Below are 25,178 nucleotides of genomic sequence, written 5' to 3' on the forward strand. Positions count from 1 at the left end.
TTGCCTTTAAAAGCAAAGTCAAAAGATCGCAGCCTCGTTTCACTCGACAGCTCCTACAAGGGTTCGTGGTGTTAGCGCTGCAAGCGGTAAAGGGCATTCGCCAGTGCAATGTCTTCCAGGCCCAGACCGATGGAGCGGAAGAACACATGACGGTCGTAGTCGGGGCGCTGGACTTTTTCGCTGAGCAGATCAGGCAAGTCGCCGACAATCGCGTTCTTGTCCCAACCATGTTGTTCACCGGCAATCAGCATCTCGCCGGCCGAGCCCGGGGTGGTCAGGCGATAGTCGCAGAACACGTGCATGTCATTGAGGCTCTGCGGCGGTACTTCATGGGCACGCGGTGCGTTGGTGCTGATGGAAGTGATCAGCGCCGGTTTGCTCAAGCTTGAAGGGTCGATCACCGGCCCTGCGGACGAGGTGCAGAGCATGATCACGTCAGCGTCCTGAATCGCCGCTTCACGACTGTCGGCGATGGTCAGGCGTGGATCGAGGCTTTTGAGCTGCGCCAATACTTCGGGATTCTCGTCGCTAAGGCTCGGCGAATAGAGGCTGATGCTCTGCCATTCGCGCAGACGTTTCACGTAGTGCAGGTGCGCCTGGGCGACCTTGCCGCTGCCGATGATCGTCAGGCGCCGGGCCTTCAGCGGGGCGAGGGCGTCGACCGCCACTGCCGTGGTTGCAGCGGTGCGTGCCGTGGTCAGTTCGCCGGCATCACAGAGCAACAGCGGCTGGCCGGACTGCATCGACATCAGCAGCGTCCAGGCGGTCACCAGCGGGCCTTGTTCACGCACGATGTACGGCGAGGTCTTGACCCCGTAAACACCGTCTTCGGCCAGCACACCCAGGTAGTTGATGAAGTCGCCAGCGCCCTGCGGAAACTCCACCAGTTGCTGCGCTGGTTGCATGGCTTGCCCGGCAGCCAGGTCGCGGAACAGCTTGCGCAAGATCTGCGGCACGTCGACCTGCGCCAGCAGCTCGCGGGCCTGGGGTTGGGTGATCACGTAGGGCGTACTGGACATGGTCGGCTCCGGGAGCTGGAAGTAAACTAATTTGTCCATTATGGACTTTTAGTTGTCGCGAGCAAGCTCCTGTTGAAAAAAAGCCGGACGAAAAAAAAGCGCAGTCCGTTTCCGGCTGCGCCTCTTTTAGTGCGACCCGCGTTACGGACGCTTGCGCTCAACCGCCCGCAGTAGATGTGTCGGTGGCGTTTCACAGCTGATCTTGCGACCCAGCAGCGCCTCGATGGACGGTAGCTGGTAGGAGTCGTCTTCACCGGCAAAACTGATAGACACGCCATCGGCGCCAGCACGACCGGTGCGACCGATGCGGTGCACGTAGTCGTCCGGAACTTCCGGCAAGGTGAAGTTGATTACGTGGCTGATCCCGTCGATGTGAATGCCGCGACCGGCCACATCGGTGGCGACCAGTACGCGGATCTTGCCTTCGCGGAAACCTTCGAGGGTCTTGATGCGCTTGTGCTGCGGCACGTCGCCGGACAGTTGCGCGGCATTGACGCCATCACGTACCAGGCGTTCTTCGATGCGCCGCACTTCGTCCTTGCGGTTGGCAAACACCATCACCCGCTCCCAACCGTTGTCGTTGACCAGGTTGTAGAGCAGTTTGTATTTGTCGGCGCCGGCAACGGCATAAATGTGTTGCTCGACGTTTTCGCTGGCCACGTTCTGCGACTCGATCTCGACGATCGACGGGTCGGTGGTCCATTGTTTGGCCAGGTTCATCACGTCTTCGGTGAAGGTCGCGGAGAACAGCAGCGTCTGACGCTCGTTCTTCGGCGGAGTCTGGCGAATGATCTGACGCACTTGTGGGATGAAACCCATGTCGAGCATCCGGTCGGCTTCGTCCAGGACCATGACTTCGACCATGTCCAGATGCACGTCGCCGCGCTGGTTGAAGTCCAGCAGACGGCCCGGGGTGGCCACGAGGATGTCGCAATGACGAGCTTCGAGGTGTTTGAGCTGCTTATCGAAGTCCATGCCGCCGACAAACGTCATGACGTTGAGGCCGGTGTATTTGGTCAGGTCGGCCGCGTCCTTGGCGATCTGCACCACCAGTTCACGGGTCGGAGCAATGATCAGCGCCCGCGGCTCACCCATGTAACGCTCTTTCGGCGGCGGGGTTTGCAGCAGTTGGGTGATGATCGAAATCAGGAATGCAGCGGTTTTGCCAGTGCCGGTCTGGGCGCGACCGATGGCGTCTTTGCCCGCCAGGGTGAAGCCAAGCACCTGTGCCTGAATCGGCGTGCAATACGGGAAGCCCAGGTCCTGGATGGCGTGCATCAGTTCAGGGGCGAGTTTGAAATCGTGGAATCGGGTTTTGCCTTCCTGGGGTTCGACGGCGAAGTCTTCGAGTTTCCAGGGAATAACCGGCGCTTTTGGCTTCGGTTCGCGACGCGGTTTTGCAGGTTTCGCAGCTTCGCTGCTCGGTTCTTCAGAGGCTTGAGCCTCAACGGGTTGGACGGCCGGTATGGCCATCGGCTCGTGCTTCGGTACCGCTACGGTTGCGGTCCGGCCAGACTGATTACCGTCGGCGCGGTGGCTGGGATGGTGAGACGGAGCGCTGGAGACTGGCGCGAGCTGCTCAGTCTCGCTTTTACCGAACATTTTCTTGAGTGCTTTGAGCACGGTCATCTCATCAATTGGTTAAGTGCCGGCCAGTGTAATGCAAGAATCGGGCGCGGCGTAGTGGGATGGATCAATGGGCTGCTTTTCACATAAACAGTTAACGCAAGCGCTCGGCGAGCCAGACACCGATGTCGCGAATTTCCTCGGGTAACACTTCGTGACCCATTGGGTATTCCTGCCATGTCACGGTGACACCATGCTGCTTTAAATACTCGTAGGCGGTCCGGCCCATGGAGTTTTGCACCACGTCATCGTACTGGCCGTGCAAAGACAGCACAGGAATGCGCTGCTGGCTGGCGGAAAGCTCCAGTTCATCGCTGAAGGTCGGTGCATAAGTCGAGAGGGCTAGTACGCCACCCAACGGCCCCTGCCATTTCAGAAAGGCGGTGTGTAGCACCACGGCGCCACCTTGGGAAAAGCCTGCAAGAAATATTCGCGAAGCGTCTATTCCGCTGGCGCGCTGCTCTTCAATTAAACCAAAGACCCTTTGCGCGGACGCTTCAAGCTGCTCGCGGTTGATCGCGCGCGCGGGGCTCATGGCCAATATGTCGTACCAGCTCGGCATCTCGTAACCACCATTGATGGTCACGGCGCAGGTCGGTGCCTGAGGGAGAACGAAGCGGGTGGTCAGCAGGATTTCCTGCAGCGCTTCGGCCACCGGCAGGAAGTCGTAGCGGTCGGCGCCCAGGCCGTGCAGCCATATAACGCAGGCGTCTGCGGGCTTGACGGGTTGAAGAATCAAGGGCTCGGTCATGGGTGCTCCATATATGTGCGTGCGCGCTCATTCAGTGCGAGATCCGAGTGCGCGCCTGGTTGATCAGTTAAGAAGATGTCGCAAGGCTACAAGTTTTGCTATTGACCTGTCGCTGAATCGCTTCTGCGAGCGGTCTGGTACGGGCTTTGCTATGGGAAAACGGTGCAACCCATCTCGCGCCTTGCGGTAACACTATCAGTGTACTGCTAGCGGTGGGATAGCAAAGAATCCGGTGATGGATGTTCGCCAGTGGCCGCTACGGGCTTCGCGAACGTGAAAGGGCTACAGCCCGTTCGGCCGATTGGTGAGAAGTGAGTTGTCCATGATGTGGATTTTCTCCTACTAGACTCATAGCGCAGGTCTTACGTCGGTTGACCCCAAAAAAAGCCAACACGGGTCAACAACGCCTCATAAGGGTGCGACGGGACTCAAGCTCCGACACAACAAGAGCAAAACTGGAGGTTTGAATGAAGATGTTGAAATCCACCCTGGCTATCGTGACTGCAGCCGCAGTACTCGGTGTCAGTGGGTTCGCTCAGGCGGGTGCAACCCTGGATGCAGTGCAAAAGAAAGGTTTCGTACAGTGCGGTGTAAGTGACGGTCTGCCGGGCTTCTCGGTACCGGACTCGACTGGCAAGATCATCGGTATCGATGCTGACGTCTGCCGCGCTGTGGCCGCTGCCGTTTTCGGCGACGCGACCAAAGTCAAATTCAGCCAGTTGAACGCCAAAGAGCGCTTCACCGCGCTGCAGTCCGGCGAAATCGACGTGCTGTCGCGTAACACCACCTGGACCAGCTCGCGCGATTCGGGCATGGGTCTGGTGTTTGCCGGCGTGACGTACTACGACGGCATCGGCTTCCTGGTGAACAACAAGCTGGGCGTGAAGAGCGCTAAAGAGCTCGACGGCGCCACCATCTGCATTCAAGCCGGTACCACCACCGAGCTGAACGTTTCCGACTACTTCCGCGGCAACGGTCTGAAATACACCCCGATCACCTTCGACACCTCCGATGAAAGCGCCAAGTCGCTGGAATCCGGTCGTTGCGACGTGCTGACCTCCGACAAATCCCAGCTCTACGCACAACGCAGCAAGCTGGCGACCCCGACCGACTACGTCGTTCTGCCGGAAACCATCTCCAAGGAGCCTCTGGGCCCGGTCGTGCGTAAAGGCGACGAAGAGTGGTTCAGCATCGTCAAGTGGACCCTGTTCGCGATGCTCAACGCTGAAGAAATGGGCATCACCCAGAAAAACGTTGAAGCTGAAGCCAAAGCCACCAAGAACCCGGACGTTGCTCGTCTGCTGGGCTCTGACGGTGAATACGGCAAAGACCTGAAAGTGAAGAAGGACTGGGTCGTCCAGATCGTCAAACAAGTGGGTAACTACGGTGAAGTGTTCGAGAAAAACCTCGGCAAGGGCACTCCACTGGCCATTGACCGCGGGCTGAACGCTCTGTGGAACAACGGCGGCATTCAATACGCACCACCAGTGCGCTGATGGTTCTATCACCCGGTGGGCCAACCGCCGGGTGATGTTCTGTTCCATTATTTGCGGGGCACTTCATGCAAAATTCAATCGGCGCACCAAAGCAGAGGCTCAGCCTCAGCGATCCGAAAGTGCGTGCGTGGCTATTTCAGATCATCACCATTGTGGCGGTGGTCTCGATGGGCTGGTACCTGTTCGATAACACACAGACCAACCTTCAACACCGGGGCATTACCTCCGGCTTCAGCTTTCTGGAGCGCAGTGCCGGTTTCGGCATCGCTCAACACCTGATCGACTACACCGAATCGGACACGTATGCCCGGGTGTTTGTCATCGGCCTGCTCAATACGCTGCTGGTGACCTTCATCGGCGTGATCCTGGCGACGATCCTCGGGTTTATCGTCGGTGTGTCACGGCTGTCGAAGAACTGGATCATTGCCAAGCTGGCGACGGTGTATGTCGAGGTTTTCCGTAACATTCCGCCGCTGCTGCAAATCCTGTTCTGGTACTTCGCGGTGTTCCTGACCATGCCGGGGCCACGCAACAGCCATAACTTCGGCGACACCTTCTTCGTCAGCAGCCGCGGCCTGAACATGCCGGCCGCTCTGGTGGCAGAGGGTTTCTGGCCGTTTGTGGTCAGTATCGTCGTGGCCATTGTCGCCATCGTGCTGATGAATCGCTGGGCGACCAAGCGCTTTGAAGCAACCGGCGTACCGTTCCACAAATTCTGGGTGGGCCTGGCGCTGTTTCTGGTGATCCCTGCGCTGTGCGCATTGATCTTCGGCGCGCCGGTGCACTGGGAAATGCCGAAGCTGCAAGGCTTCAACTTCGTCGGTGGCTGGGTGCTGATCCCGGAACTGCTGGCGCTGACCCTGGCCCTGACGGTGTACACCGCGGCGTTCATCGCCGAGATCGTGCGTTCGGGCATCAAATCGGTCAGCCACGGCCAAACCGAAGCGGCGCACTCGTTGGGTTTGCGCAACGGTCCGACGCTGCGCAAGGTGATCATCCCGCAAGCCCTGCGCGTGATCATTCCACCGCTGACCAGCCAATACCTGAACCTGGCGAAGAACTCCTCGCTGGCGGCCGGTATCGGTTATCCGGAGATGGTGTCGTTGTTTGCCGGTACGGTGCTGAACCAGACCGGGCAGGCGATCGAGGTGATTGCCATCACCATGAGCGTGTACCTGGCGATCAGTATCAGCATTTCCCTGCTGATGAACTGGTACAACAAGCGCATTGCGCTGATCGAGCGGTAAGGAAAAGCGCATGAGTACTCATACTTTCAAACCTGACATGCCACCCCCGAGCCGCAGCATCGGTGTCGTGGCGTGGATGCGCGCCAACATGTTCTCCAGCTGGCTCAACACCCTGCTGACCCTGTTCGCGTTCTACCTGATCTACCTGGTGGTGCCGCCGATCCTGAGCTGGGCGATCCTCGATGCCAACTGGGTCGGCACTACCCGCGCCGACTGCACGAAGGAGGGCGCCTGCTGGGTGTTCATCCAACAGCGCTTTGGCCAGTTCATGTACGGCTACTACCCGACAGACCTGCGCTGGCGCGTGGACCTGACCGTGTGGCTGGCGGTCATCGGCGTGGCACCGTTGTTTATCTCGCGCTTTCACCATAAAGCGGTGTATGGCCTGAGCTTCCTGGTGCTGTACCCGATCATTGCCTACTTCCTGTTGCATGGTGGTCTCTTCGGCCTGAGCACCGTGGCGACCAGTCAGTGGGGCGGCCTGATGCTGACCCTGGTGATCGCCACCGTCGGTATTGCCGGTGCGTTGCCGCTGGGTATCGTCCTGGCGCTGGGCCGTCGTTCGAACATGCCGGCGATTCGGGTGGTCTGCGTGACCTTCATCGAATTCTGGCGCGGCGTGCCGTTGATCACGGTGCTGTTCATGTCTTCGGTGATGCTGCCGTTGTTCCTGCCTGAAGGCATGAACTTCGACAAACTGCTGCGAGCGCTGATCGGCGTGATCCTGTTCCAGTCGGCCTACGTCGCCGAAGTGGTGCGCGGCGGTCTGCAAGCGATTCCCAAGGGTCAGTACGAAGCGGCTGCAGCGATGGGCCTCGGTTACTGGCGCAGCATGGGCCTGGTGATTCTGCCGCAAGCCCTGAAGCTGGTGATCCCCGGTATCGTCAACACCTTCATTGCGCTGTTCAAGGACACGAGCCTGGTGATCATCATCGGCCTGTTCGACTTGCTCAACAGCGTGAAACAAGCCGCCGCCGACCCGAAATGGTTGGGCATGGCCACCGAAGGCTATGTGTTCGCGGCCCTGGTGTTCTGGATTTTCTGTTTTGGTATGTCCCGCTACTCCATGCATTTGGAACGTAAGCTGGACACTGGCCACAAGCGTTAGGAGCGTAGTTTATGAGTGAAGCGATCAAACAGCCTGTGAGCCCTGAAGGCATTATTCAGATGCAGGGCGTGAACAAGTGGTACGGCCAGTTCCACGTGTTGAAAGACATCAACCTGAACGTTAAACAGGGCGAGCGTATCGTCCTGTGTGGCCCGTCGGGTTCCGGCAAATCCACCACCATCCGTTGCCTCAACCGTCTGGAAGAACACCAGCAGGGGCGCATCGTGGTCGATGGCGTGGAGCTGACCAACGACCTCAAGCAGATCGAATCGGTCCGCCGCGAAGTGGGTATGGTGTTCCAGCACTTCAACCTGTTCCCGCACCTGACCATCCTGCAGAACTGCACGCTGGCGCCGATGTGGGTGCGCAAGATGCCCAAGCGCAAGGCCGAAGAAATCGCCATGCATTACCTGGAACGCGTCCGCATTCCGGAGCAGGCGCATAAATTCCCGGGGCAACTGTCCGGCGGTCAGCAACAGCGTGTGGCGATTGCCCGTGCCTTGTGCATGAAACCGAAAATCATGCTGTTCGATGAACCGACCTCGGCACTCGACCCGGAGATGGTGAAAGAGGTTCTGGACACCATGATCGGCCTGGCTGAAGACGGCATGACCATGCTTTGTGTCACCCACGAAATGGGCTTCGCCCGCACCGTGGCCAATCGCGTGATCTTCATGGACAAGGGCGAAATCGTCGAACAGGCCGCGCCGAACGACTTCTTCGATAATCCGCAGAATGTGCGTACGAAGTTGTTCTTGAGTCAGATCCTGCATTGATCCTGCGCAAGTGTTGAAATGAACCCGGACTTGATCCGGGTTTATTTTTGTCTGGGGTTTTAGGTCAGGAGGTTAGTGCCGCTTCCAGTTCCGGATGGCGGGCGGCCAATAGTTGTTTGAGGGCGGCACCTTCGTTCAACACCTGAATTTGCGCCAGTAAATAGGGATGACGATCCAACAGCTGCATCAGTGTGAGTAACGGTTTGGGCGCAGGCAGCTCTCCACGCTCATACCGCGAAAAGGCATTGTTCCCACCGCCGGACAGCAACTTCACTGCGTTTTTTTGCGTGAGTTGGAGTTTGCGGCGGATACGCTTTATCTCGGAGCCAATAAGTTGCAGGCAGTCCTTGAGCAATTGATCGCCGGCATCCGAATAGCGATCGGCGCTGTCGGTGTCATGATCGAATTCGATTTCACCGCAAACCCTGCATTCCCAACCTGCAAGATCGTAAACAAGTCGCGACATCTGTTTGTAATTGACGGAGAGGGTACGTCCTTCGAAGTGTCCCATTCCATCGTGAGTGCCGCAGTTGACGCATTGCTGCGTTCTCATAGGTTTTTCTCCTTGAAGGAGACTACCGGGTGTCCACCGCCGGGGCGGTAAGACACTTTGATGTAAATCTCCATTCCATGAAATGTTGTGTGATAAACGTCTTGCCAGACCCGGTGGTCGACATAGGAGGTCATGGATTTGAAGAGCATTCGGCGCTCCAGTGCACAGATCGCCTGGATCATTTGCCAGAGGTTGAAACCCATGTCATTGCCCGATTCCAGAGCCCGTCGGGTGAACGCCTTTTTGCCAAACCTGACAACCTCCGCCTTGACCACTGCCAAGTCGTAATGGGGTGTGTTCTTTTCCATAAGAAACTAAAAGCCCTATCCCTGAAATTACCCTTAAAGGGTAATTTTGACTAATCGAAAATCCCGCTCCATTTCCCTCTCTCTGACCGTAGGCGGTTGCCGTCCTACGTGGAGCTGACTAACATGTCAGAAAATTCATCCTATGATTGGATGAAAGGGCGAATCTATGTCAGACATTTCTCCGCTTGTTAAACGGTCCCTGGTTGACCAGGCCTTGGACCAATTACGCCTGCGCATCACCGAAGGTGTCTGGACGGTCGGCCAGCGCTTGCCCACAGAGCCCGAGCTGTCCGCGGAGCTAGGCATCAGCCGTAACACCGTGCGCGAAGCCATGCGCGTGTTGGCGTTTTCCGGGTTGATCGAAATCCGTCAGGGCGATGGCAGTTATCTGCGCGCGGTGGTCGATCCGCTCGACACCATGAAGGCGTTGTCCCGCTGCTCCCACGAGCAAGCCCGGGAGACTCGGCACATTCTGGAAGTCGAGGCCATCGGTCTGGCCGCACTGCGGCGTACCGACGAAGACCTTGTGGCGCTGCGTGAGGCGCTAGGCATCAGCGGCAGTCACTATCACGGCGATCTCGACACTTATATCGCCTGCGATCTGGTGTTTCACCGTCGTCTGGTGGACGCCGCGCACAACCCGACGCTTAGCGAGTTGTATCGCTATTTCTCCAGCATCGTCGGTGCACAGCTGCGCGAGACCCTGAACATCAGCCCCCGACGCCAGGAGGTGTTCGACCTTCATATCGCACTGCTTGATGCCGTCGAGCAACGCGACCCGGAACGGGCCAAAGCCCTGTCGAGGCAGTTGATCAATGAACCTTGAAACCGAGAATCCCATGTCCAGCCAGCAGGTCAACAACAGCAGCATCCCCCAAGCCAAGCGCACAGCGGAGCTCGAAGAACTGCTGATCGACGCCGAGGCCGATGACGAACAGGTCCAGCAAAGCCACCCGATCCTGCGTCGTCCGTGGTTGCTGCTGCTGGGCCTGATTCTGGTGGCGCTGAACCTGCGCCCGGCGCTGTCGAGCATGGCGCCGATGCTCAGCGAGGTCTCGAAGACCCTCGGTTTGTCGGCAGCCCAGGCCGGTTTGCTGACGACGTTGCCGGTGCTGTGCCTCGGCTTGTTTGCACCGCTGGCGCCCGTGCTGGCACGACGTTTTGGCGCCGAGCGGGTGGTGTTGGGGATTCTTTTGATGCTGGCCGGCGGGATCATCCTGCGCAGTTCGTTCGGCGAGATCGGCCTGTTTGCCGGGAGCGTGCTGGCCGGCGCCAGCATCGGTGTGATCGGCGTGTTGCTGCCAGGCATCGTTAAACGCGACTTCGCGAAACAGGCCGGGACCATGACCGGCGTCTACACCATGGCCCTGTGCCTGGGCGCGGCGATGGCGGCGGGCGCGACCGTGCCGTTGAGCGAGCATTTCGACAAGAGCTGGGCACTGGGCCTCGGCTTCTGGGTGGTGCCGGCATTGGTCGCGGCGATTTTCTGGTTGCCACAAGTCGGGCAGAAACACGGCGCACACAACGTCGCCTATCGGGTTCGCGGTCTGTTGCGTGATCCGCTGGCCTGGCAAGTGACGCTCTACATGGGCCTGCAATCGTCCCTGGCCTACATCGTGTTCGGCTGGTTGCCATCGATCCTGATTGGCCGCGGCCTGACCCCGACCCAGGCCGGCCTGGTGCTCTCGGGTTCTGTCATTGTCCAGTTGGCCAGTTCACTGGCCGCGCCGTGGCTGGCGACCCGCGGCAAGGACCAGCGTCTGGCGATCGTCATCGTCATGCTGCTGACCCTTGGCGGTTTATTCGGTTGCCTCTACGCGCCGATCGAAGGCTTGTGGGGCTGGGCGATCCTGCTCGGTCTGGGGCAGGGCGGTACGTTCAGTCTGGCGCTGACCCTGATTGTGCTGCGCTCGCGGGACTCGCATGTCGCGGCAAACCTGTCGAGCATGGCCCAGGGCTTCGGTTACACCCTCGCGTCCATGGGGCCGTTCGCGGTCGGTATCGTGCATGACTGGACCGGCGGCTGGAACGCCCTGGGCTGGATCTTTGGCATCATTGGCCTCGGGGCGATCATTGCCGGTCTCGGCGCCGGACGTTCGCTGTACGTCCAGGTCGAAAGCGAAAAGATCTGACACCCGCACACTGTCGGTATTCGGCCCACGAATGCCGATAGTGTTCCGCGCGTTTGTTGACTATCGTGCAGGCAATCTTTCAAAACCATTTTGCACATCTATTTGCACATCAGGGAGCCTGCCCATGAGTGATGCCCACAGCGCATTGATCACCCAGTTCTACCAAGCTTTCCAGCGGCTGGATGCCGAGGCCATGAGTGCCTGCTATACCGACGATGTGCTGTTCAGCGATCCAGCGTTCGGCGAACTGCGCGGCCGCGATGCCGGCGACATGTGGCGCATGCTCACCACCCGGGCCAAGGACTTTTCCCTGACGTTCGATAACGTGCGCAGCGATGAGCGCGCTGGTGGTGCCCATTGGGTGGCGACGTACCTGTTCAGCCAGACCGGCAACACGGTGGTCAACGATATTCAGGCACGCTTCGTTTTTCGCGATGGCAAGATCTGCGAGCATCACGACAGCTTCGACATGTGGACCTGGTCCCGGCAGGCACTGGGTTTCAAAGGGCTGCTGTTGGGCTGGACGCCAGCGGTGAGAAACGCTGTTCGCGCTCAAGCCTTGAAGGGGCTGAAGGCATTCCAGGCCAGTCGCTGATAAGATCGCGGCTTGTTTCCTTTCAAGCCTTGATCGTCACGTGAACACCCTCAGCGAAATCTCCGTCGATGCCGACACGCCGGTGAGCAAACCCTGGTTCGTCTACCTCGTTCGCGCGGCCAATGGTTCGCTCTACTGCGGGATCAGTGATGATCCCGTGCGCCGATTCGCTACTCACCAGAGCGGCAAGGGTGCGCGATTCTTCCTCTCCAGCCCGGCCGTGGCCTTGGTTTACACCGAAGTCTGCCGCGACAAAAGCGAAGCGCTGCGCCAGGAACGCTTGATCAAAAAACTCAAGAAAAGCGCCAAGGAATGTCTGGTCGCAAGCGCTGCTGCAGGCTTATCAATCTGATTGTTTGATCAAGAACGTGAGAGTTCTGGAGCTATGTACTAAACCTGCAGCCGTGCAAGCTCCGCTCAAGTGTGCTTCTTAATGGAGGGGCAGACTCGGTGATCGGGGTCGTACCAAAGTACTCTCATAACCTCACGTTCTCGAATACAGAAAACTCGTTTGGGCCCAGTAATGCGAAACGACATTAGGGAGTCAATGTCGTCTTGTTGGATTTCTTGGAGACGTTGTCGCGCCTCTTTCGATAGGCCGGCAATCTCAATGTCGTGGGACCCGCTTTCGCGTATCTCCCGAGCACACATGGTTTCAAAGCAGTGCAAGCGCTCCATTACTGCTTTGTAGTCGGCGGGTTCTGCGAGATCGGACCACGAGAACGGCCCACCTTTATCAATACGACTAAAGCGCCATGAAATGCCGGTCACTGGCATCTCTCGTGAATGCGGGTGCTTTGCGGGTTTGTCGAAAGTTGGGGCTACGCGAGTTTTAGGTACTTTCTTTTGCGATCCCTTCGCCATGTAACCTCACAGAGAGCTGTAGTACTCGGCCATAGCCGCTTGGCTAATTTCCACGTTGCCGCGTGCTCCGTCAGTCAAGCCTGCCTGCTGGCGTGCATTTTTCCACGGGTCTTCCGCGTGCGTTAGGTCACTTAGCCATTGAGAGTGCTTGTCGCCGTAATGCTGTAAAACAGCTTCAACCGTTTCAAGCTGGTCCTTGTCGAGTTTGCGTGGATTGCCTTCGATCTGGCCCGGCGCGACAGTGTAAAGGCCCCGATGAGCGGTGTAGAGCTCAGGAATTACAGGTCCATTTGCCCAAGCCTGCACCTGCTCCGATATCAGCGGTGCCTCGTCCCATACAAGTGACCAAGCCTGGCTGTAGTAAACAAGTTTTTGAAGTTTCATAGCTGTCATTTCCCCCATCCTTTCCTGGATGGCGGCTGCTACATCGACAGCCCGAACCGGGATGTGTTGAGCAGGCATTTTTCAATCTCCTTGGGTTTGTAGACTCAAATTATAACAACGGAGGCGAAATGTGCCGGATATAAACCTATGTGTCTATATGTACAGTGGTTAACCGATAGTTGGCGTGCTTGGAATCATCCAGAGTCCAATCTTCAAATTCCAGCCTCCATGGCTCGCCGATTAAAAAACTCAAGAAAAGCGCCAAGGGATGTCTGGTCGCAAGCGCTGCCGCAGGCTTATCAATCTGACTGATAAGTGCCCATCAGGCAGATCGGTGGGCTGCACATGGAATGCGCGCTAAGCTGCGGATTCCCTATCCGTGCGGCGGAGCCGAGCATGTCAGAGTTAATTCTTCATCATTACCCGACGTCCCCTTTCGCCGAAAAGGCCCGCCTGCTGCTGGGCTTCAAGGGGCTGTCCTGGCGCTCGGTGAAGATCTCGCCGGTGATGCCTAAACCCGATCTGACCGCGCTGACCGGCGGCTACCGCAGGACACCGGTGTTGCAGGTTGGCGCGGATATCTATTGCGACACGTCGCTGATCGCCCGCCGTCTGGAGCAGGAAAAAGCCTTGCCGGCATTCTTCCCGGAAGGTCAGGAAATGATCGCCGCGACCTTCGCCACGTGGGCGGATTCTGTGGTGTTCCAGCACGCGGTCAGCCTGGTATTTCAGCCGGAATCGATAGCCGTGCGTTTCGGCAATTTGCCGCCGGAGGCGATCAAGGCGTTCATGGCTGACCGCGCCGAGTTGTTCAGTGGTGGCAGTGCTACACGGTTGTCGGCCGAGCAAGCCCGGCATCAATGGCCGACCATCATGACGCGTCTGGAGCAACAGCTTCAGCGCGAGCAGGGCGACTTCCTGTTCGGCGAGCCGTCGATTGCCGACTTTGCCCTGGCCCATCCGCTGTGGTTCCTCAAAGCCACGCCGGTGACGTCACCGCTGGTCGATGCTTATCCGGCGGTTTCGGCCTGGTTTGGTCGCGTGATGGGCTTCGGTCATGGCGCGTTCAGCGAGATGACGTCCGAGGAGGCGCTGGAAGTGGCGCGTAGTGCCACACCGGCCGCGTTGCCGGATGAGCAACTCGACGAACCGAATGGTTTTGAGGTTGGCCAGCAGGTGGTCATTGCTGCCACGGACTACGGCGTGAACCCGGTCGCCGGTGAGTTGCTGTTTGCAGGCAGCGAAGAATTGATTCTGCGGCGTGAAGACGAGCGGGGCGGCGTGGTGCATGTGCACTTTCCGCGGTTTGGGTTTCGCATCGAAAAACGCTGATCCATTACTAATACTCTGGCGATAGGGATATCGCCAAGATCGTCCGAACGCGGCCCGAGCCTTCGGACGATCTTTGATCTTCAAATCATTTCAGCGCGGCGAGAATGCTGTCCGGGTCATACCCGCGAATCAACGTCCCGTTCACATCGATAATCGGAATCCCGCCGCCACCCAGCGCCTCATAGGCCTTGCGCGCCTCGGCATCCTTCTCGATATCGAATTCCTTATAAGGAATGCCTTTCTGGTCGAGAAAGCGCCGAGTCAATTTGCAGTAACCGCACCATTCGGTGGCGTAGAGCACGACGTTGGCCTTGGCCTGAGTCTGCTCGGACACCACCTGCGCCGGGTGGAACATCCGCTCGATCTTGCCCCAGTTCTGATAAACCACGACCACCAGCAAGATCAGCAGGAATTTCTTCAGCACGCCGCCGAGCATCAGTTACGTCGCTTGAGCTGGTCGGTGAGTTGGGTCGGCAGGCCTTTGATGATCAGCGTGCCGGCTTCTTCGTCGTATTCGATCTTCGAGCCCAACAGGTGCGCTTCGAAGCTGATGGACAGGCCTTCGGCGCGACCGGTGAAGCGGCGGAACTGATTAAGGGTGCGTTTATCTGCCGGGATCTCCGGCGACAGGCCGTAGTCCTTGTTGCGGATGTGGTCGTAAAAGGCTTTCGGGCGCTCTTCGTCGATCAGCTCCGAGAGTTCTTCCAGGCCCATGGGTTCGCCCAATTTTGCCTGGCTGCTGGCGTAATCCACCAGGGTCTTGGTCTTCTCGCGGGCGGACTCTTCCGGCAGGTCTTCGCTTTCGACGAAGTCACTGAAGGCCTTGAGCAGGGTGCGGGTTTCGCCCGGGCCATCAACGCCTTCCTGGCAGCCGATGAAGTCTCGGAAATACTCCGAAACCTTTTTGCCGTTCTTGCCTTTGATGAACGAAATGTACTGCTTGGACTGCTTGTTGTTCTGCCACTCGGACACGTTGATCCGTGCCGCCAGATGCAGTTGGCCCAAATCCAGATGCCGGGACGGAGTCACGTCCAGCTGATCGGTCACTGCAACGCCTTCACTGTGGTGCAGAAGGGCGATCGCCAAGTAGTCGGTCATGCCTTGCTGATAATGCGCAAACAGCACGTGGCCGCCCACAGAGAGGTTCGACTCTTCCATCAGCTTTTGCAGATGTTCTACCGCCACACGGCTAAACGCGGTGAAGTCCTTGCCGTCATCGAGGTATTCCTTCAGCCAGCCGCTGAACGGATGCGCCCCGGACTCGGCATGGAAGAAACCCCAGGCCTTGCCTTGTTTGGCGTTGTAGCTCTCATTGAGGTCGGCAAGCATGTACTCGATGGCGCTCGACTCGGGCAGTTCTTCGTCGCGAGCATGGAGAACTGCAGGTGTGCCGTCGGGTTTTTTGTCGATCAGGTGGACGATGCAATGACGGATCGGCATGGGCTTCTCGGCTGATTGAAGAGAGGAGGGCGTGCTCCCCGAAAAAGCGCTCAGTGTACCGCAACCACTGGTTTTGGCGCGGCACGAAGGGCGATTCGCGGGTGTCCGATGACGCTTATGCTGTTTTTTACACTTTTAGAGCAATAAAGCTGACCAAATGGGTAGCTAGAGGCGGATATTTCCCCGTCTCTGTGCTAGTTTTGCCCGGTCTTACGCGAAGTCACTGCGTTAAGCGTGCATTCAGCATTTGTCAGGTCGAACCAAACCCTGATTTCGGTATCTATAACCCCGATCCCGTGGTTATTGGCCGAGGGTGCCAGATCCAGAAGATCGGGCTCGATGGCTGACACTGCACTCTGCAATCCATATGAATTTGATAGGGAAGGAACACTACATGGCTCTTACTAAAGACCAACTGATCGCCGACATCGCTGAAGCTATCGACGCGCCAAAAACCACCGCGCGTAACGCTTTGGACCAACTGGGCCAAATCGTTGCCGATCAGCTGGAAAACGGCGGCGAAATCACTCTGCCAGGTATCGGCAAACTGAAAGTGACTGAGCGTCCTGCCCGCACTGGCCGCAACCCTTCGACTGGCGCTGCCATCGAAATCGCTGCCAAGAAAGTTATCAAGCTGGTTGTGGCCAAAGGCCTGACCGACGCTGTTAACAAGTAAGACGCAGTAAAAAAAACCGTGCTCCGGAGCAATCCGGGCACGGTTTTTTTGTGTCTGCGATTCAGCGATTGACCAGGGGCCAATCGCTGTTTCAGTCGCTACTCAGCTCTTGCGAACCCAGCGTTCGCGCCAGGTTTGTTGCTCGGATTTGGTCTGGAAGGTCCAAGCGACAAAACGGCTTTGCTTCTGCCCTTGGGACATTTCCACGACCTGGCTTTCCAATACGCCAGCCTTTTTCAGTGCGGTCTGGATCGACGGCAGGTTGGAGGCCTTCGAAACCAGCGTGCTGAACCAAAGCACTTTGTGTTGAAAGTGCGCGCTCTCAGCGATCAGTTGCGTCACAAACCGTGCTTCGCCACCTTCACACCACAGTTCGGCCGATTGACCGCCAAAGTTCAGCACCGGCAGTTTGCGCTTCGGGTCGGCGCGGCCCAGCGCGCGCCATTTACGCTCGCTGCCCTTGGTGGCCTCGTCCATTGAGGCGTGGAACGGCGGGTTGCACATGGTCAGGTCAAAGCGTTCGCCGGGTTCCAGCAGACCCAGCAGAATGTGCTTGGGATTGCTTTGCTGACGCAACTGGATGGCTTTGTTCAACCCGTTGGACTGCACGATGGCTTTGGCAGCGGCCACGGCCGTCGGGTCGATTTCCGAGCCCAGGAAGTGCCAGCGGTAGTCGCTGTAGCCGATCAACGGATAGACGCAGTTCGCGCCCATGCCGATATCGAGCACCTTGACCGGCGCGCCGCGAGGGATCTCGCCGTCGTTGACGCTGGCCAGCAGGTCGGCCAGGAAATGCACGTAATCGGCACGGCCCGGAACCGGGGGGCAGAGATAATCAGCCGGGATGTCCCAGTGGGCGATGCCATAAAAGGATTTGAGCAGCGCCCGGTTGAACACACGCACCGCGTCCGGGCTGGCGAAGTCGATGCTTTCCTTGCCATACGGGTTGATGATCACGAACTTCGCCAGTTCCGGCGTGGTTTTGATCAGCGCCGGGAAGTCGTAACGACCCTGATGGCGGTTGCGCGGGTGCAGGCTGGCCTTCTCGCGAGGCTCCACGGCTTTGGCCGGGGTGGCGGTGTCAGGCTTCTTGCGCGCAGGTCTTGGTGTGCGGGGGGCGTTCATGGGCGTTGTCGATTCGGGTATGGCTAAAAGTGGCGGGTATTGTCCCACATCTACTATTAGACCGGTCTGCATTGTGTGATTGTTGCGTTTTATTATGCGAAGTAAGTCTAAAAAACTGTCACTTATGACAGTGGTCTACCCAGTCATTTTTCACGTTTACTTACGTCGTTGACTGCTGACTGCTTGGATTCAGTTTACTGCGAATTTGAACAGCCGCTTCAGTCGCATATATCAGTGGCTCAAAACCTGACCAACTACGATGTAATGGAGAACGACTATGAATCCAGCTATTGAGTTTCCAGATGCTGATCCGATGTATGGAATTATTAACTGCAATTCGAATCCTGTACGAGGTATCCGAGTAAAAATTGGCTCGCTGACTGGAGTACAGGTCGGCGCAGTATTGAAACTTTCATGGTTAGGATACAAAGACAGAGAAGGCAAAGAGCCTATTCCTGAAACGGCGACATCACTCAATCATTTTGTTACCCCGGAAGATATTAACAAGGGATTGATAAAAACTATTGGCGATTATTATAAGCACATCAAGCCCATTCGAGATGGATCGGCGCGAGCCGCCTATACCATCAATGGTGGCGAATCTACTAAGGCCCATGTTCAGGTTGTTTTGGTTGACGCGGCAGGAGATTTCTGTCCAGAAGAATAATTCAGGCATGAAAAAGGGAGGCCAAATGGGTAATGCCGATCAGTTAAGCCCTTTCGCTTGACCTTTGGCCGCAAGAAATCAAAATCCGATGCCTGTACTGGCATCGGATTTTTTTATGCGTCTCGCTCGGGCACTGGAACTGACCCACACCATCGTCTCCACTCCAAACTCAATCGAGGGATTGGACTCCTTGCTCGACCCTTCTTTGGTCGAGCAAGCACTTGAACAGGCAGGCGTAGCGACCCTGCGCAAGCGGCGCTTGCCGTTGGAAATGATGCTTTGGTGCGTGATCTCCATGGCGTTCTTTCGGCGCATGTCGGCGTGGGATGTGGTCAGCCGCATGAATATCATGCTGCCGGGCCAGCGCCCGCTGGTGGCACCCAGCGCCGTGGTTCAAGCCCGTCAGAGATTGGGCAGCGAGGCTGTACGACAAGTCTTCCATCTGACTCAGAAAAGTTGGCATGAAGCGGCCTCTCATCCAACTTGGGCCGGTTTGCGTTTACTGGGGGTCGATGGCGTTGTCTGGCGAACGCCCGATACGCTGGAAAACCGTGCGCGTTACGACTCCGCCAGCAACCAGCATGGCGACACCGGTTTTCCTCGGGTACGCATGGTCTGCCAAATGGAGTTGACCAGCCATTTGCTCATCGGCAGTGCGTTTGACGGCTATCGCAGCAACGAGATGAAACTGGCGGAGCAGTTGATCGAAACCACCCCTGATCACTCGCTGACGCTGTTTGATCGTGGTTTTTATTCGTTAGGTTTACTGCATCAATGGCAGCAGGCAGGGATCGAGCGTCACTGGCTGATGCCGCTGAAAAAAGGCTCGCAGTACGAAGTGCTTCAGCGTTTGGGGCGCCAGGATGCGGTTGTCTCATTAAGCACTTCGCCGCAGGCCCGCAAGCAATGGCCGGGGCTGCCGGAGCGCCTGACCGCGCGGCTCCTGAGCAAAACGGTCAAGGGCAAGGTGTGTCAGATCCTGACGTCGATGGCCGATCCGCTGCGCTTTCCGCCCGACGAAATCGTCGACCTGTACAGCCAGCGATGGGAGATCGAATTAGGATTTCGGGAGATGAAACAGACTTTGCTCAACAGCAGTTACACGCTGCGCAGCAAGACGCCGGAGATGATCGAGCAGGAGCTGTGGGGAGTACTGCTGGGCTACAACTTGTTGCGCTATCAGATGGTGGAAATGAGTCGTCACTGTCCAGGAATTTACCCATGCGAAATGAGCTTTAGCGCGTGCACCTGGGCGATTCTCGGGTTTATCAACAGCGTCTCCGCCGACCGTTCCGGGAACATCCCCAAGTACCTGGCCGAGCTTCATGCCTCAGCCATGCATTACGTCCTGCCTCAGCGGCGGGAGGAACGCATTTATCCTCGGGCTATTAGGCTCAAATCCCCGAAGTATCCGATCAAAAATAAAAATGCCAGTCAGCTTAACTGACTGGCATTAGGCCAAATGGGCCTCCCGCTTTCATTGCGATTTGCCGTTACAGGCTGGCAATCCGCGCGTGCTGCTCGGCCAACTTGCCCAAAGCCTGTTCAGCTTCGGCCAGTTTGGCGCGTTCCTTGTCGATGACTTCGGCCGGAGCCTTGTCGACGAAGCCAGCGTTGGACAGCTTGCCGCCCACGCGCTGAACTTCGCCCTGCAGACGCAGGATTTCCTTGTCCAGACGTGCCAACTCGGCATCTTTGTCGATCAGGCCAGCCATCGGCACCAGCACTTCCATCTCGCCGACCAGAGCAGTGGCGGACAGCGGCGCTTCTTCGCCGGCGGCCAACACGGTGATCGATTCAAGGCGAGCCAGCTTCTTCAGCAGGGCTTCGTTCTCGGTGAGGCGGCGCTGATCTTCGGCACTGACGTTTTTCAGGAACAGGTTCAGCGGCTTGCCTGGACCGATGTTCATTTCGCCACGGATGTTGCGCGTGCCGAGCATCAGGCCCTTGAGCCATTCGATATCGTTCTCGGCGGCCGGATCGATGCGCTCTTCATTGGCCACTGGCCAGGGTTGCAGCATGATCGTCTTGCCTTCGATACCGGCCAGCGGCGCGATGCGCTGCCAGATTTCTTCGGTGATGAACGGCATGAACGGGTGCGCCAGACGCAGGGCAACTTCCAGCACCCGAACCAAGGTGCGGCGGGTGCCGCGCTGACGTTCGACCGGCGCGTTTTCGTCCCACAGCACAGGCTTGGAGAGTTCCAGGTACCAGTCGCAATACTGGTTCCAGATGAACTCGTACAAGGCTTGTGCGGCCAGGTCGAAACGGAACTGATCGAGTTGACGGGTCACTTCGGCTTCGGTGCGTTGCAGCTGCGAAATGATCCAGCGATCCGCCAGCGACAGCTCGTAAGCCTCGCCGTTCTGGCCGCAGTCTTCGCCCTTGTCCAGCACGTAGCGCGCGGCGTTCCAGATCTTGTTGCAGAAGTTGCGATAGCCTTCGACGCGACCCATGTCGAACTTGATGTCGCGACCGGTGGAGGCCAGCGAGCAGAAGGTGAATCGCAGGGCGTCAGTGCCGTAGCTGGCGATGCCGTCGGCGAACTCGTCGCGGGTCTGCTTCTCGATCTTCTTCGCCAGTTTCGGCTGCATCATGCCGGAGGTGCGTTTCTGCACCAGCTCTTCCAGCTCGATACCGTCGATGATGTCCAGCGGGTCCAGGACGTTGCCCTTGGACTTGGACATCTTCTGGCCCTGGCCATCACGCACCAGACCATGAACATAAACGGTCTTGAACGGAACCTGTGGCGTGCCGTCTTCGTTCTTCACCAAGTGCATGGTGAGCATGATCATCCGGGCAACCCAGAAGAAAATGATGTCGAAACCAGTGACCAGCACGTCGGTGGAGTGGAATTTCTTCAGGAATTCGGTCTGCTCAGGCCAGCCGAGCGTGGAGAACGTCCACAGGCCCGAACTGAACCAGGTGTCGAGAACGTCGTTGTCTTGTTGCAGGGCAACGTCCGGGCCGAGGTTGTGCTTGGCACGTACTTCGGCTTCGTCGCGACCGACATAGACCTTGCCCGACTCGTCGTACCAGGCCGGAATCCGGTGGCCCCACCACAGCTGACGGCTGATGCACCAGTCCTGGATGTCGCGCATCCACGAGAAGTACATGTTTTCGTATTGCTTGGGCACGAACTGAATGCGGCCGTCTTCAACGGCGGCAATCGCAGGCTCGGCCAATGGCTTGGTCGACACGTACCACTGGTCGGTCAGCCACGGTTCGATAATGGTCCCGGAACGGTCGCCTTTCGGCACTTTCAGAGCGTGATCGTTGACGCTGACCAAGAGGCCGGCAGCATCGAACGCCGCAACGATCTGCTTGCGCGCTTCGAAGCGGTCGAGGCCGGCGTAGTCGGCCGGGATCTTGCCGTCGATGCTTTCGTTGAGCGTGCCATCCAGGTTGAACACCTGACAGGCCGGCAAGACGGCGGCGTTCTTGTCGAAGATGTTCAGCAGCGGCAGGTTGTGGCGCTTGCCGACTTCGTAGTCGTTGAAATCGTGGGCCGGGGTGATTTTCACGCAGCCGGTGCCGAATTCTGGATCGCAGTAATCGTCGGCGATGATCGGAATGCGGCGGCCGACCAGCGGCAGCTCGACAAATTTGCCGATCAGGGCTTGGTAGCGTTCATCGTTCGGGTTAACCGCGACGGCGGCGTCGCCGAGCATGGTTTCCGGGCGAGTGGTCGCGACGATCAGGTAATCCTGGCCTTCAGCGGTCTTGGCGCCATCGGCCAGCGGGTATTTCAGGTTCCACAGGAAACCTTTCTCGTCGTGGTTTTCCACTTCGAGGTCGGAAATCGCCGTGTGCAACTTGGTGTCCCAGTTGACCAGGCGCTTGCCGCGGTAGATCAGGCCGTCTTCGTGCAGGCGCACGAACGCTTCTTTAACGGCTTCCGAGAGACCGTCGTCCATGGTGAAGCGCTCGCGGCTCCAGTCGACGGACGAGCCGAGGCGGCGGATCTGACGGCTGATGTTGCCACCGGACTGATCCTTCCATTCCCAGACTTTTTCGAGGAATTTTTCGCGGCCCAGGTCGTGGCGATTCTGGCCCTGGGCTTCGAGTTGACGCTCCACCAGCATTTGTGTGGCGATACCGGCGTGGTCGGTACCCGGTTGCCACAGGGTGTTACGACCCTGCATGCGGCGGAAACGGATCAGGGCGTCCATGATCGCGTTGTTGAAACCGTGACCCATGTGCAGGCTGCCGGTGACGTTCGGCGGCGGGATCATGATGGTGTAGGACTCGCCCGCGCCTTGCGGGGCGAAGTAATTCTCTGACTCCCAGGTGTTGTACCAGGAAGTTTCAATGGCGTGCGGCTGGTAGGTCTTATCCATGCGCGGCGGGACCCTATTGGCATTTATTCAGGAAAAGCCGGCAAGTATAGCGGGGCATGGGGCGTAGGGCGAGCAGGTGCAGACAGGGCGCATCATCAAAAACGACGCAGATCAAATGTGGGAGCGAGCCTGCTCGCGAAAGCGGTGTTTCAGTCGCCATTGACGTTGACTGGTACACCGCTTTCGCGAGCAGGCTCGCTCCCACAGGGGATCTCTGTTTAGCTCAGTCGTTGTACTGGCTCAACAACCGTTCCATCCGCGCACTGAGGCGGCGTTTGATTTCGGTTTCGATGTGCGGGGCGAAGTCGTCGATCACGTCTTGCATGATCAATTGCGCGGCGGCGCGCAATTCGCTGTCCAGGTGCAGCAGAGCGTCAGGGCCTTTGCTGGCGGAGGGCGCCGGTTGGGCAGCAGGGGCGGGTGGTGCCGGTTCGAGGGTTGGTGGGTTGACGCCGACCGTATCGAACAGCATCGGAATCTGTTCCTGATCACCTTCCTCGACCGTATCGGTGAGCAAGGGTGGTTGCAGGTTGTCATCGCCGAGCAATTGGCGGATCGACTCGAGGTCGTCCAGCAGGTGCGCGGACTTTTGTTGCGGTTTTGGAGTGTCCATCGGAATGCTCAGAGTCGCTGTAAACGGTGATCTTGCAGAGGATAGCCCTGTTCGCGGTAGAAGCGGAAACTCTCCCGCGCAGCCGTACGAATGGTCGGATCTTCCACCACCACTTCCGCCACACGGGCGAACTGTTTAGCAAAGACCGGGACTTTCAGGTCAAGGTTGACCAGCAAATCCTGATGTTGACCGCAGTCATCGCCAAGACCCAATACAATCAAACTGTCCGGCTCATTTTCAGCAGGGCCATGAGGCACGAAGCTTTCGCCTTTGAACGCCCATAGACGCGCATCGAGATCGTCGCGCTCTGCAGCATCGCTGCAATGCAGGTAGATGCGATGGCCCATGCGCCAGGCTTTTTCGGTGAGCTTGCAGGCGAAATCCAGCCGTGCCAAAGGATCGGCGCTGGGCAGGATATAGAAGTCGACTTTGGTCATTGCGGTTCCTGAGCCTTGAGCGGCGTCGCCCGAAAGTGACGCCGCCCGAGGTCATCGGTTTCAGGCTTTGGCACGATCCAGCAGGTATTGGGTCAGCAGGGGAACCGGGCGGCCAGTGGCGCCCTTGTCCTTGCCGCCGCTGGTCCAGGCCGTGCCGGCGATGTCCAGGTGCGCCCAGTTGAGGTTCTTGGTGAAGCGCGACAGGAAGCAGGCCGCGGTGATGGTGCCGGCTTTCGGACCGCCAATGTTGGCGATGTCGGCGAACGGGCTGTCCAACTGTTCCTGGTACTCATCGAACAACGGCAGTTGCCAGGCGCGGTCGTCGGCGGACTGGCCGGCGCTCAGCAGTTGGCTGATCAATTCGTCGTTGTTGCCCAGCAGGCCCGAGGTGTGGGAGCCCAGCGCGACGACGCAAGCGCCGGTCAGGGTCGCGATGTCGATCACCGCTTGCGGCTTGAAGCGCTCGGAGTAGGTCAGGGCATCGCACAACACCAGGCGGCCTTCGGCATCGGTGTTGAGGATTTCCACGGTCTGGCCGCTCATCGTGGTGACGATATCGCCAGGACGCGAAGCATTGCCGCTCGGCATGTTCTCGGCGCACGCCAGGATGCACACCAGGTTGATCGGCAGTTTCAGCTCGAGCACGGCACGCAGGGTGCCGAATACGCTGGCAGCGCCGCCCATGTCGTACTTCATTTCATCCATGCCGGCGCCCGGTTTCAGGCTGATGCCGCCAGTGTCAAAGGTGATGCCTTTGCCGACCAGTGCGTATGGCTTCTCGGATTTCTTGCCGCCGTTGTATTGCATGACGATAAGGCGCGGTGGCTGGGCGCTGCCCTGGCCGACGGCGTAGAACGAGCCCATGCCCAGGTCCTTGATCTTCTTCTCATCGAGGACTTCGACTTTCAGGCTCTTGAATTCTTTACCCAGGTCTTTGGCCTGCTCACCCAGGAACGTCGGGTGGCAGATGTTCGGCGGCAGATTGCCCAGGTTGCGGGTGAACGCCATGCCGTTGGCGATGGCGGTGGCGTGGGCCACGGCGCGCTCAACTTCAGCCTGGGCAGCCTTGATGGTCACCAAGGTGACTTTCTTCAGGGTGCGAGGCTCGGCTTTCTGACTCTTGAACTGATCGAAGGTGTATTCGCCGTCGACCAGGGTTTCGGCCAGCAGGCGGGTCTTGCCATAGCTGTCTCGGCCTTTGACCGCAACTTCGTCCAGGGCCAGTACTGCGTCGCTGCCGCCCAGGCCTTTGAGGGTGTTGAGGATGCCGACGATGATTTTACGGAACGGGCGGTCGCCCAGCTCTTCGTCTTTGCCCACGCCGACCAGCAGCACGCGCTCGGCCTTGAGGTTCGGCAGGCTGTGCAGCAACAGACTCTGGCCGACTTTACCCGCCAGGTCGCCGCGCTTGAGCACAGCGCTGATGGCGCCACCGCTTAGTTCGTCGAGTTGTTTGGCGACGGCGCCGAGCTTGCGGCCTTCGCCGACGGCGACTACCAGAGTGGCGGTTTTCAACGTTTCTGGGCTAACGCTTTTTACAACCAGTTCCATGTCCGGGTCCCTGAATTAATGGTCAACACGCTCGACGGCATGCGTTCGAGCTTGCTTATAAATAGAAAGACGCAGGTCACGGCCTGCGACAAAGGCCGCAGTTTGAACCTCGCTACCGGCGCCTGACAACCCTCGGTT

25 protein-coding genes and 1 pseudogene are annotated in these 25,178 nt (G+C 58.3%); 13 read left to right on the top strand and 13 right to left on the bottom strand.

Annotated elements, in window-relative coordinates:
• Positions 1-71 precede the first annotated feature (71 nt).
• From ACYZT5_RS30145 to ACYZT5_RS30155, 3 genes are all read right to left on the bottom strand, one after another.
• Complete coding sequence (locus ACYZT5_RS30145; RefSeq protein WP_462048577.1) at positions 72-1,019, bottom strand: ornithine cyclodeaminase family protein; 948 nt, start codon at positions 1,017-1,019, stop codon at positions 72-74.
• A gap of 141 nt (positions 1,020-1,160) precedes the next feature.
• Positions 1,161-2,648, bottom strand: a complete 1,488-nt coding sequence (rhlB, locus tag ACYZT5_RS30150; protein ID WP_462048578.1) for an ATP-dependent RNA helicase RhlB — start codon at positions 2,646-2,648, stop codon at positions 1,161-1,163.
• Positions 2,649-2,739: 91 nt separating this feature from the next.
• Positions 2,740-3,396, bottom strand: a complete 657-nt coding sequence (locus ACYZT5_RS30155) for an alpha/beta hydrolase (RefSeq protein ID WP_462048579.1) — start codon at positions 3,394-3,396, stop codon at positions 2,740-2,742.
• Between the two features lie 467 nt (positions 3,397-3,863).
• Between ACYZT5_RS30155 and ACYZT5_RS30160 the strand changes: the two genes are divergently transcribed.
• The 4 genes from ACYZT5_RS30160 to ACYZT5_RS30175 all read left to right on the top strand — a co-directional run bounded on the left by ACYZT5_RS30160 (position 3,864) and on the right by ACYZT5_RS30175 (position 8,023).
• Complete coding sequence (locus ACYZT5_RS30160) at positions 3,864-4,892, top strand: amino acid ABC transporter substrate-binding protein (protein WP_462048580.1); 1,029 nt, start codon at positions 3,864-3,866, stop codon at positions 4,890-4,892.
• Positions 4,893-4,957: 65 nt separating this feature from the next.
• The gene (locus ACYZT5_RS30165) at positions 4,958-6,139 is read left to right on the top strand and encodes an amino acid ABC transporter permease (RefSeq protein ID WP_462048581.1); all 1,182 of its coding nucleotides are present in this window, start codon (positions 4,958-4,960) and stop codon (positions 6,137-6,139) included.
• 10 nt (positions 6,140-6,149) lie between these two features.
• A complete protein-coding gene (locus tag ACYZT5_RS30170; protein ID WP_462048582.1) occupies positions 6,150-7,247 on the top strand; it encodes an amino acid ABC transporter permease in 1,098 nt (365 codons plus the stop codon).
• An 11-nt stretch (positions 7,248-7,258) separates the two neighbouring features.
• Positions 7,259-8,023, top strand: a complete 765-nt coding sequence (locus tag ACYZT5_RS30175) for an amino acid ABC transporter ATP-binding protein (RefSeq protein ID WP_462048583.1) — start codon at positions 7,259-7,261, stop codon at positions 8,021-8,023.
• Between the two features lie 64 nt (positions 8,024-8,087).
• On the opposite strand, the gene ACYZT5_RS30180 is transcribed toward ACYZT5_RS30175, so the two are convergent.
• Entirely contained in the window at positions 8,088-8,576 is a 489-nt protein-coding gene (locus ACYZT5_RS30180) for a type II toxin-antitoxin system MqsA family antitoxin (protein WP_462048584.1), read from the bottom strand.
• Positions 8,573-8,884 (bottom strand): type II toxin-antitoxin system MqsR family toxin, encoded by a 312-nt coding sequence (locus ACYZT5_RS30185; RefSeq protein WP_462048585.1) that lies wholly within the window; start codon positions 8,882-8,884, stop codon positions 8,573-8,575. Before ACYZT5_RS30185 ends, ACYZT5_RS30180 begins: the two co-directional genes overlap by 4 nt.
• A gap of 166 nt (positions 8,885-9,050) precedes the next feature.
• Between ACYZT5_RS30185 and ACYZT5_RS30190 the strand changes: the two genes are divergently transcribed.
• The 4 genes from ACYZT5_RS30190 (at position 9,051) to ACYZT5_RS30205 (ending at position 11,963) form a co-directional block, all read left to right on the top strand.
• On the top strand, positions 9,051-9,710 hold the full coding sequence (locus tag ACYZT5_RS30190; RefSeq protein WP_462048586.1) for a FadR/GntR family transcriptional regulator: 660 nt from the start codon (positions 9,051-9,053) through the stop codon (positions 9,708-9,710).
• Entirely contained in the window at positions 9,700-11,016 is a 1,317-nt protein-coding gene (locus tag ACYZT5_RS30195; RefSeq protein WP_462048587.1) for a CynX/NimT family MFS transporter, read from the top strand. The genes ACYZT5_RS30190 and ACYZT5_RS30195 overlap by 11 nt, the downstream gene beginning before the upstream one ends.
• Positions 11,017-11,140: 124 nt before the next feature.
• The gene (locus tag ACYZT5_RS30200) at positions 11,141-11,611 is read left to right on the top strand and encodes a nuclear transport factor 2 family protein (protein ID WP_462048588.1); all 471 of its coding nucleotides are present in this window, start codon (positions 11,141-11,143) and stop codon (positions 11,609-11,611) included.
• A 40-nt stretch (positions 11,612-11,651) separates the two neighbouring features.
• Complete coding sequence (locus tag ACYZT5_RS30205) at positions 11,652-11,963, top strand: GIY-YIG nuclease family protein (protein WP_462048589.1); 312 nt, start codon at positions 11,652-11,654, stop codon at positions 11,961-11,963.
• Between the two features lie 518 nt (positions 11,964-12,481).
• On the opposite strand, the gene ACYZT5_RS30210 is transcribed toward ACYZT5_RS30205, so the two are convergent.
• Complete coding sequence (locus ACYZT5_RS30210; RefSeq protein WP_462048590.1) at positions 12,482-12,937, bottom strand: Panacea domain-containing protein; 456 nt, start codon at positions 12,935-12,937, stop codon at positions 12,482-12,484.
• 161 nt (positions 12,938-13,098) lie between these two features.
• Here ACYZT5_RS30210 and ACYZT5_RS30215 point away from each other — a divergent pair.
• Positions 13,099-13,167: pseudogene (locus ACYZT5_RS30215) on the top strand (GIY-YIG nuclease family protein); the annotation flags it as partial.
• A gap of 88 nt (positions 13,168-13,255) precedes the next feature.
• On the top strand, positions 13,256-14,191 hold the full coding sequence (locus ACYZT5_RS30220) for a glutathione S-transferase family protein (RefSeq protein ID WP_462048591.1): 936 nt from the start codon (positions 13,256-13,258) through the stop codon (positions 14,189-14,191).
• An 85-nt stretch (positions 14,192-14,276) separates the two neighbouring features.
• Here ACYZT5_RS30220 and ACYZT5_RS30225 read toward each other — a convergent pair whose 3' ends face one another.
• Entirely contained in the window at positions 14,277-14,627 is a 351-nt protein-coding gene (locus ACYZT5_RS30225) for a glutaredoxin family protein (RefSeq protein WP_462048592.1), read from the bottom strand.
• Complete coding sequence (gene yejK / locus ACYZT5_RS30230; protein ID WP_462048593.1) at positions 14,627-15,631, bottom strand: nucleoid-associated protein YejK; 1,005 nt, start codon at positions 15,629-15,631, stop codon at positions 14,627-14,629. The genes ACYZT5_RS30225 and yejK overlap by 1 nt, the downstream gene beginning before the upstream one ends.
• Before the next feature lie 394 nt (positions 15,632-16,025).
• Between yejK and ACYZT5_RS30235 the strand changes: the two genes are divergently transcribed.
• Positions 16,026-16,307, top strand: coding sequence for an HU family DNA-binding protein (locus ACYZT5_RS30235; protein WP_007905514.1), 282 nt, complete (start codon positions 16,026-16,028; stop codon positions 16,305-16,307).
• Positions 16,308-16,409: 102 nt separating this feature from the next.
• On the opposite strand, the gene rlmF is transcribed toward ACYZT5_RS30235, so the two are convergent.
• On the bottom strand, positions 16,410-17,432 hold the full coding sequence (rlmF, locus tag ACYZT5_RS30240) for a 23S rRNA (adenine(1618)-N(6))-methyltransferase RlmF (protein ID WP_462048594.1): 1,023 nt from the start codon (positions 17,430-17,432) through the stop codon (positions 16,410-16,412).
• Positions 17,433-17,709: 277 nt separating this feature from the next.
• On the opposite strand from rlmF, the gene ACYZT5_RS30245 reads away from it, so the two are divergent.
• Together ACYZT5_RS30245 and ACYZT5_RS30250 are read left to right on the top strand one after the other, a co-directional pair.
• Entirely contained in the window at positions 17,710-18,099 is a 390-nt protein-coding gene (locus ACYZT5_RS30245) for a hypothetical protein (protein WP_462048595.1), read from the top strand.
• Positions 18,100-18,214: 115 nt separating this feature from the next.
• Positions 18,215-19,546, top strand: a complete 1,332-nt coding sequence (locus tag ACYZT5_RS30250; RefSeq protein WP_462048596.1) for an IS4 family transposase — start codon at positions 18,215-18,217, stop codon at positions 19,544-19,546.
• A gap of 46 nt (positions 19,547-19,592) precedes the next feature.
• On the opposite strand, the gene ACYZT5_RS30255 is transcribed toward ACYZT5_RS30250, so the two are convergent.
• The 4 genes from ACYZT5_RS30255 to ACYZT5_RS30270 form a co-directional block, all read right to left on the bottom strand.
• A complete protein-coding gene (locus ACYZT5_RS30255; RefSeq protein ID WP_462048597.1) occupies positions 19,593-22,439 on the bottom strand; it encodes a valine--tRNA ligase in 2,847 nt (948 codons plus the stop codon).
• Between the two features lie 223 nt (positions 22,440-22,662).
• Positions 22,663-23,052 carry a DNA polymerase III subunit chi gene (locus ACYZT5_RS30260; protein WP_462048598.1) on the bottom strand — a complete coding sequence of 130 codons (390 nt, stop codon included), beginning with the start codon at positions 23,050-23,052 and terminating at the stop codon, positions 22,663-22,665.
• Positions 23,053-23,060: 8 nt separating this feature from the next.
• The gene (locus ACYZT5_RS30265) at positions 23,061-23,489 is read right to left on the bottom strand and encodes a DNA polymerase III subunit chi (RefSeq protein ID WP_462048599.1); all 429 of its coding nucleotides are present in this window, start codon (positions 23,487-23,489) and stop codon (positions 23,061-23,063) included.
• A 60-nt stretch (positions 23,490-23,549) separates the two neighbouring features.
• A complete protein-coding gene (locus ACYZT5_RS30270) occupies positions 23,550-25,040 on the bottom strand; it encodes a leucyl aminopeptidase (RefSeq protein ID WP_462048600.1) in 1,491 nt (496 codons plus the stop codon).
• Positions 25,041-25,178 lie beyond the last annotated feature (138 nt).

The organism is Pseudomonas sp. LB3P14 (assembly GCF_054898045.1).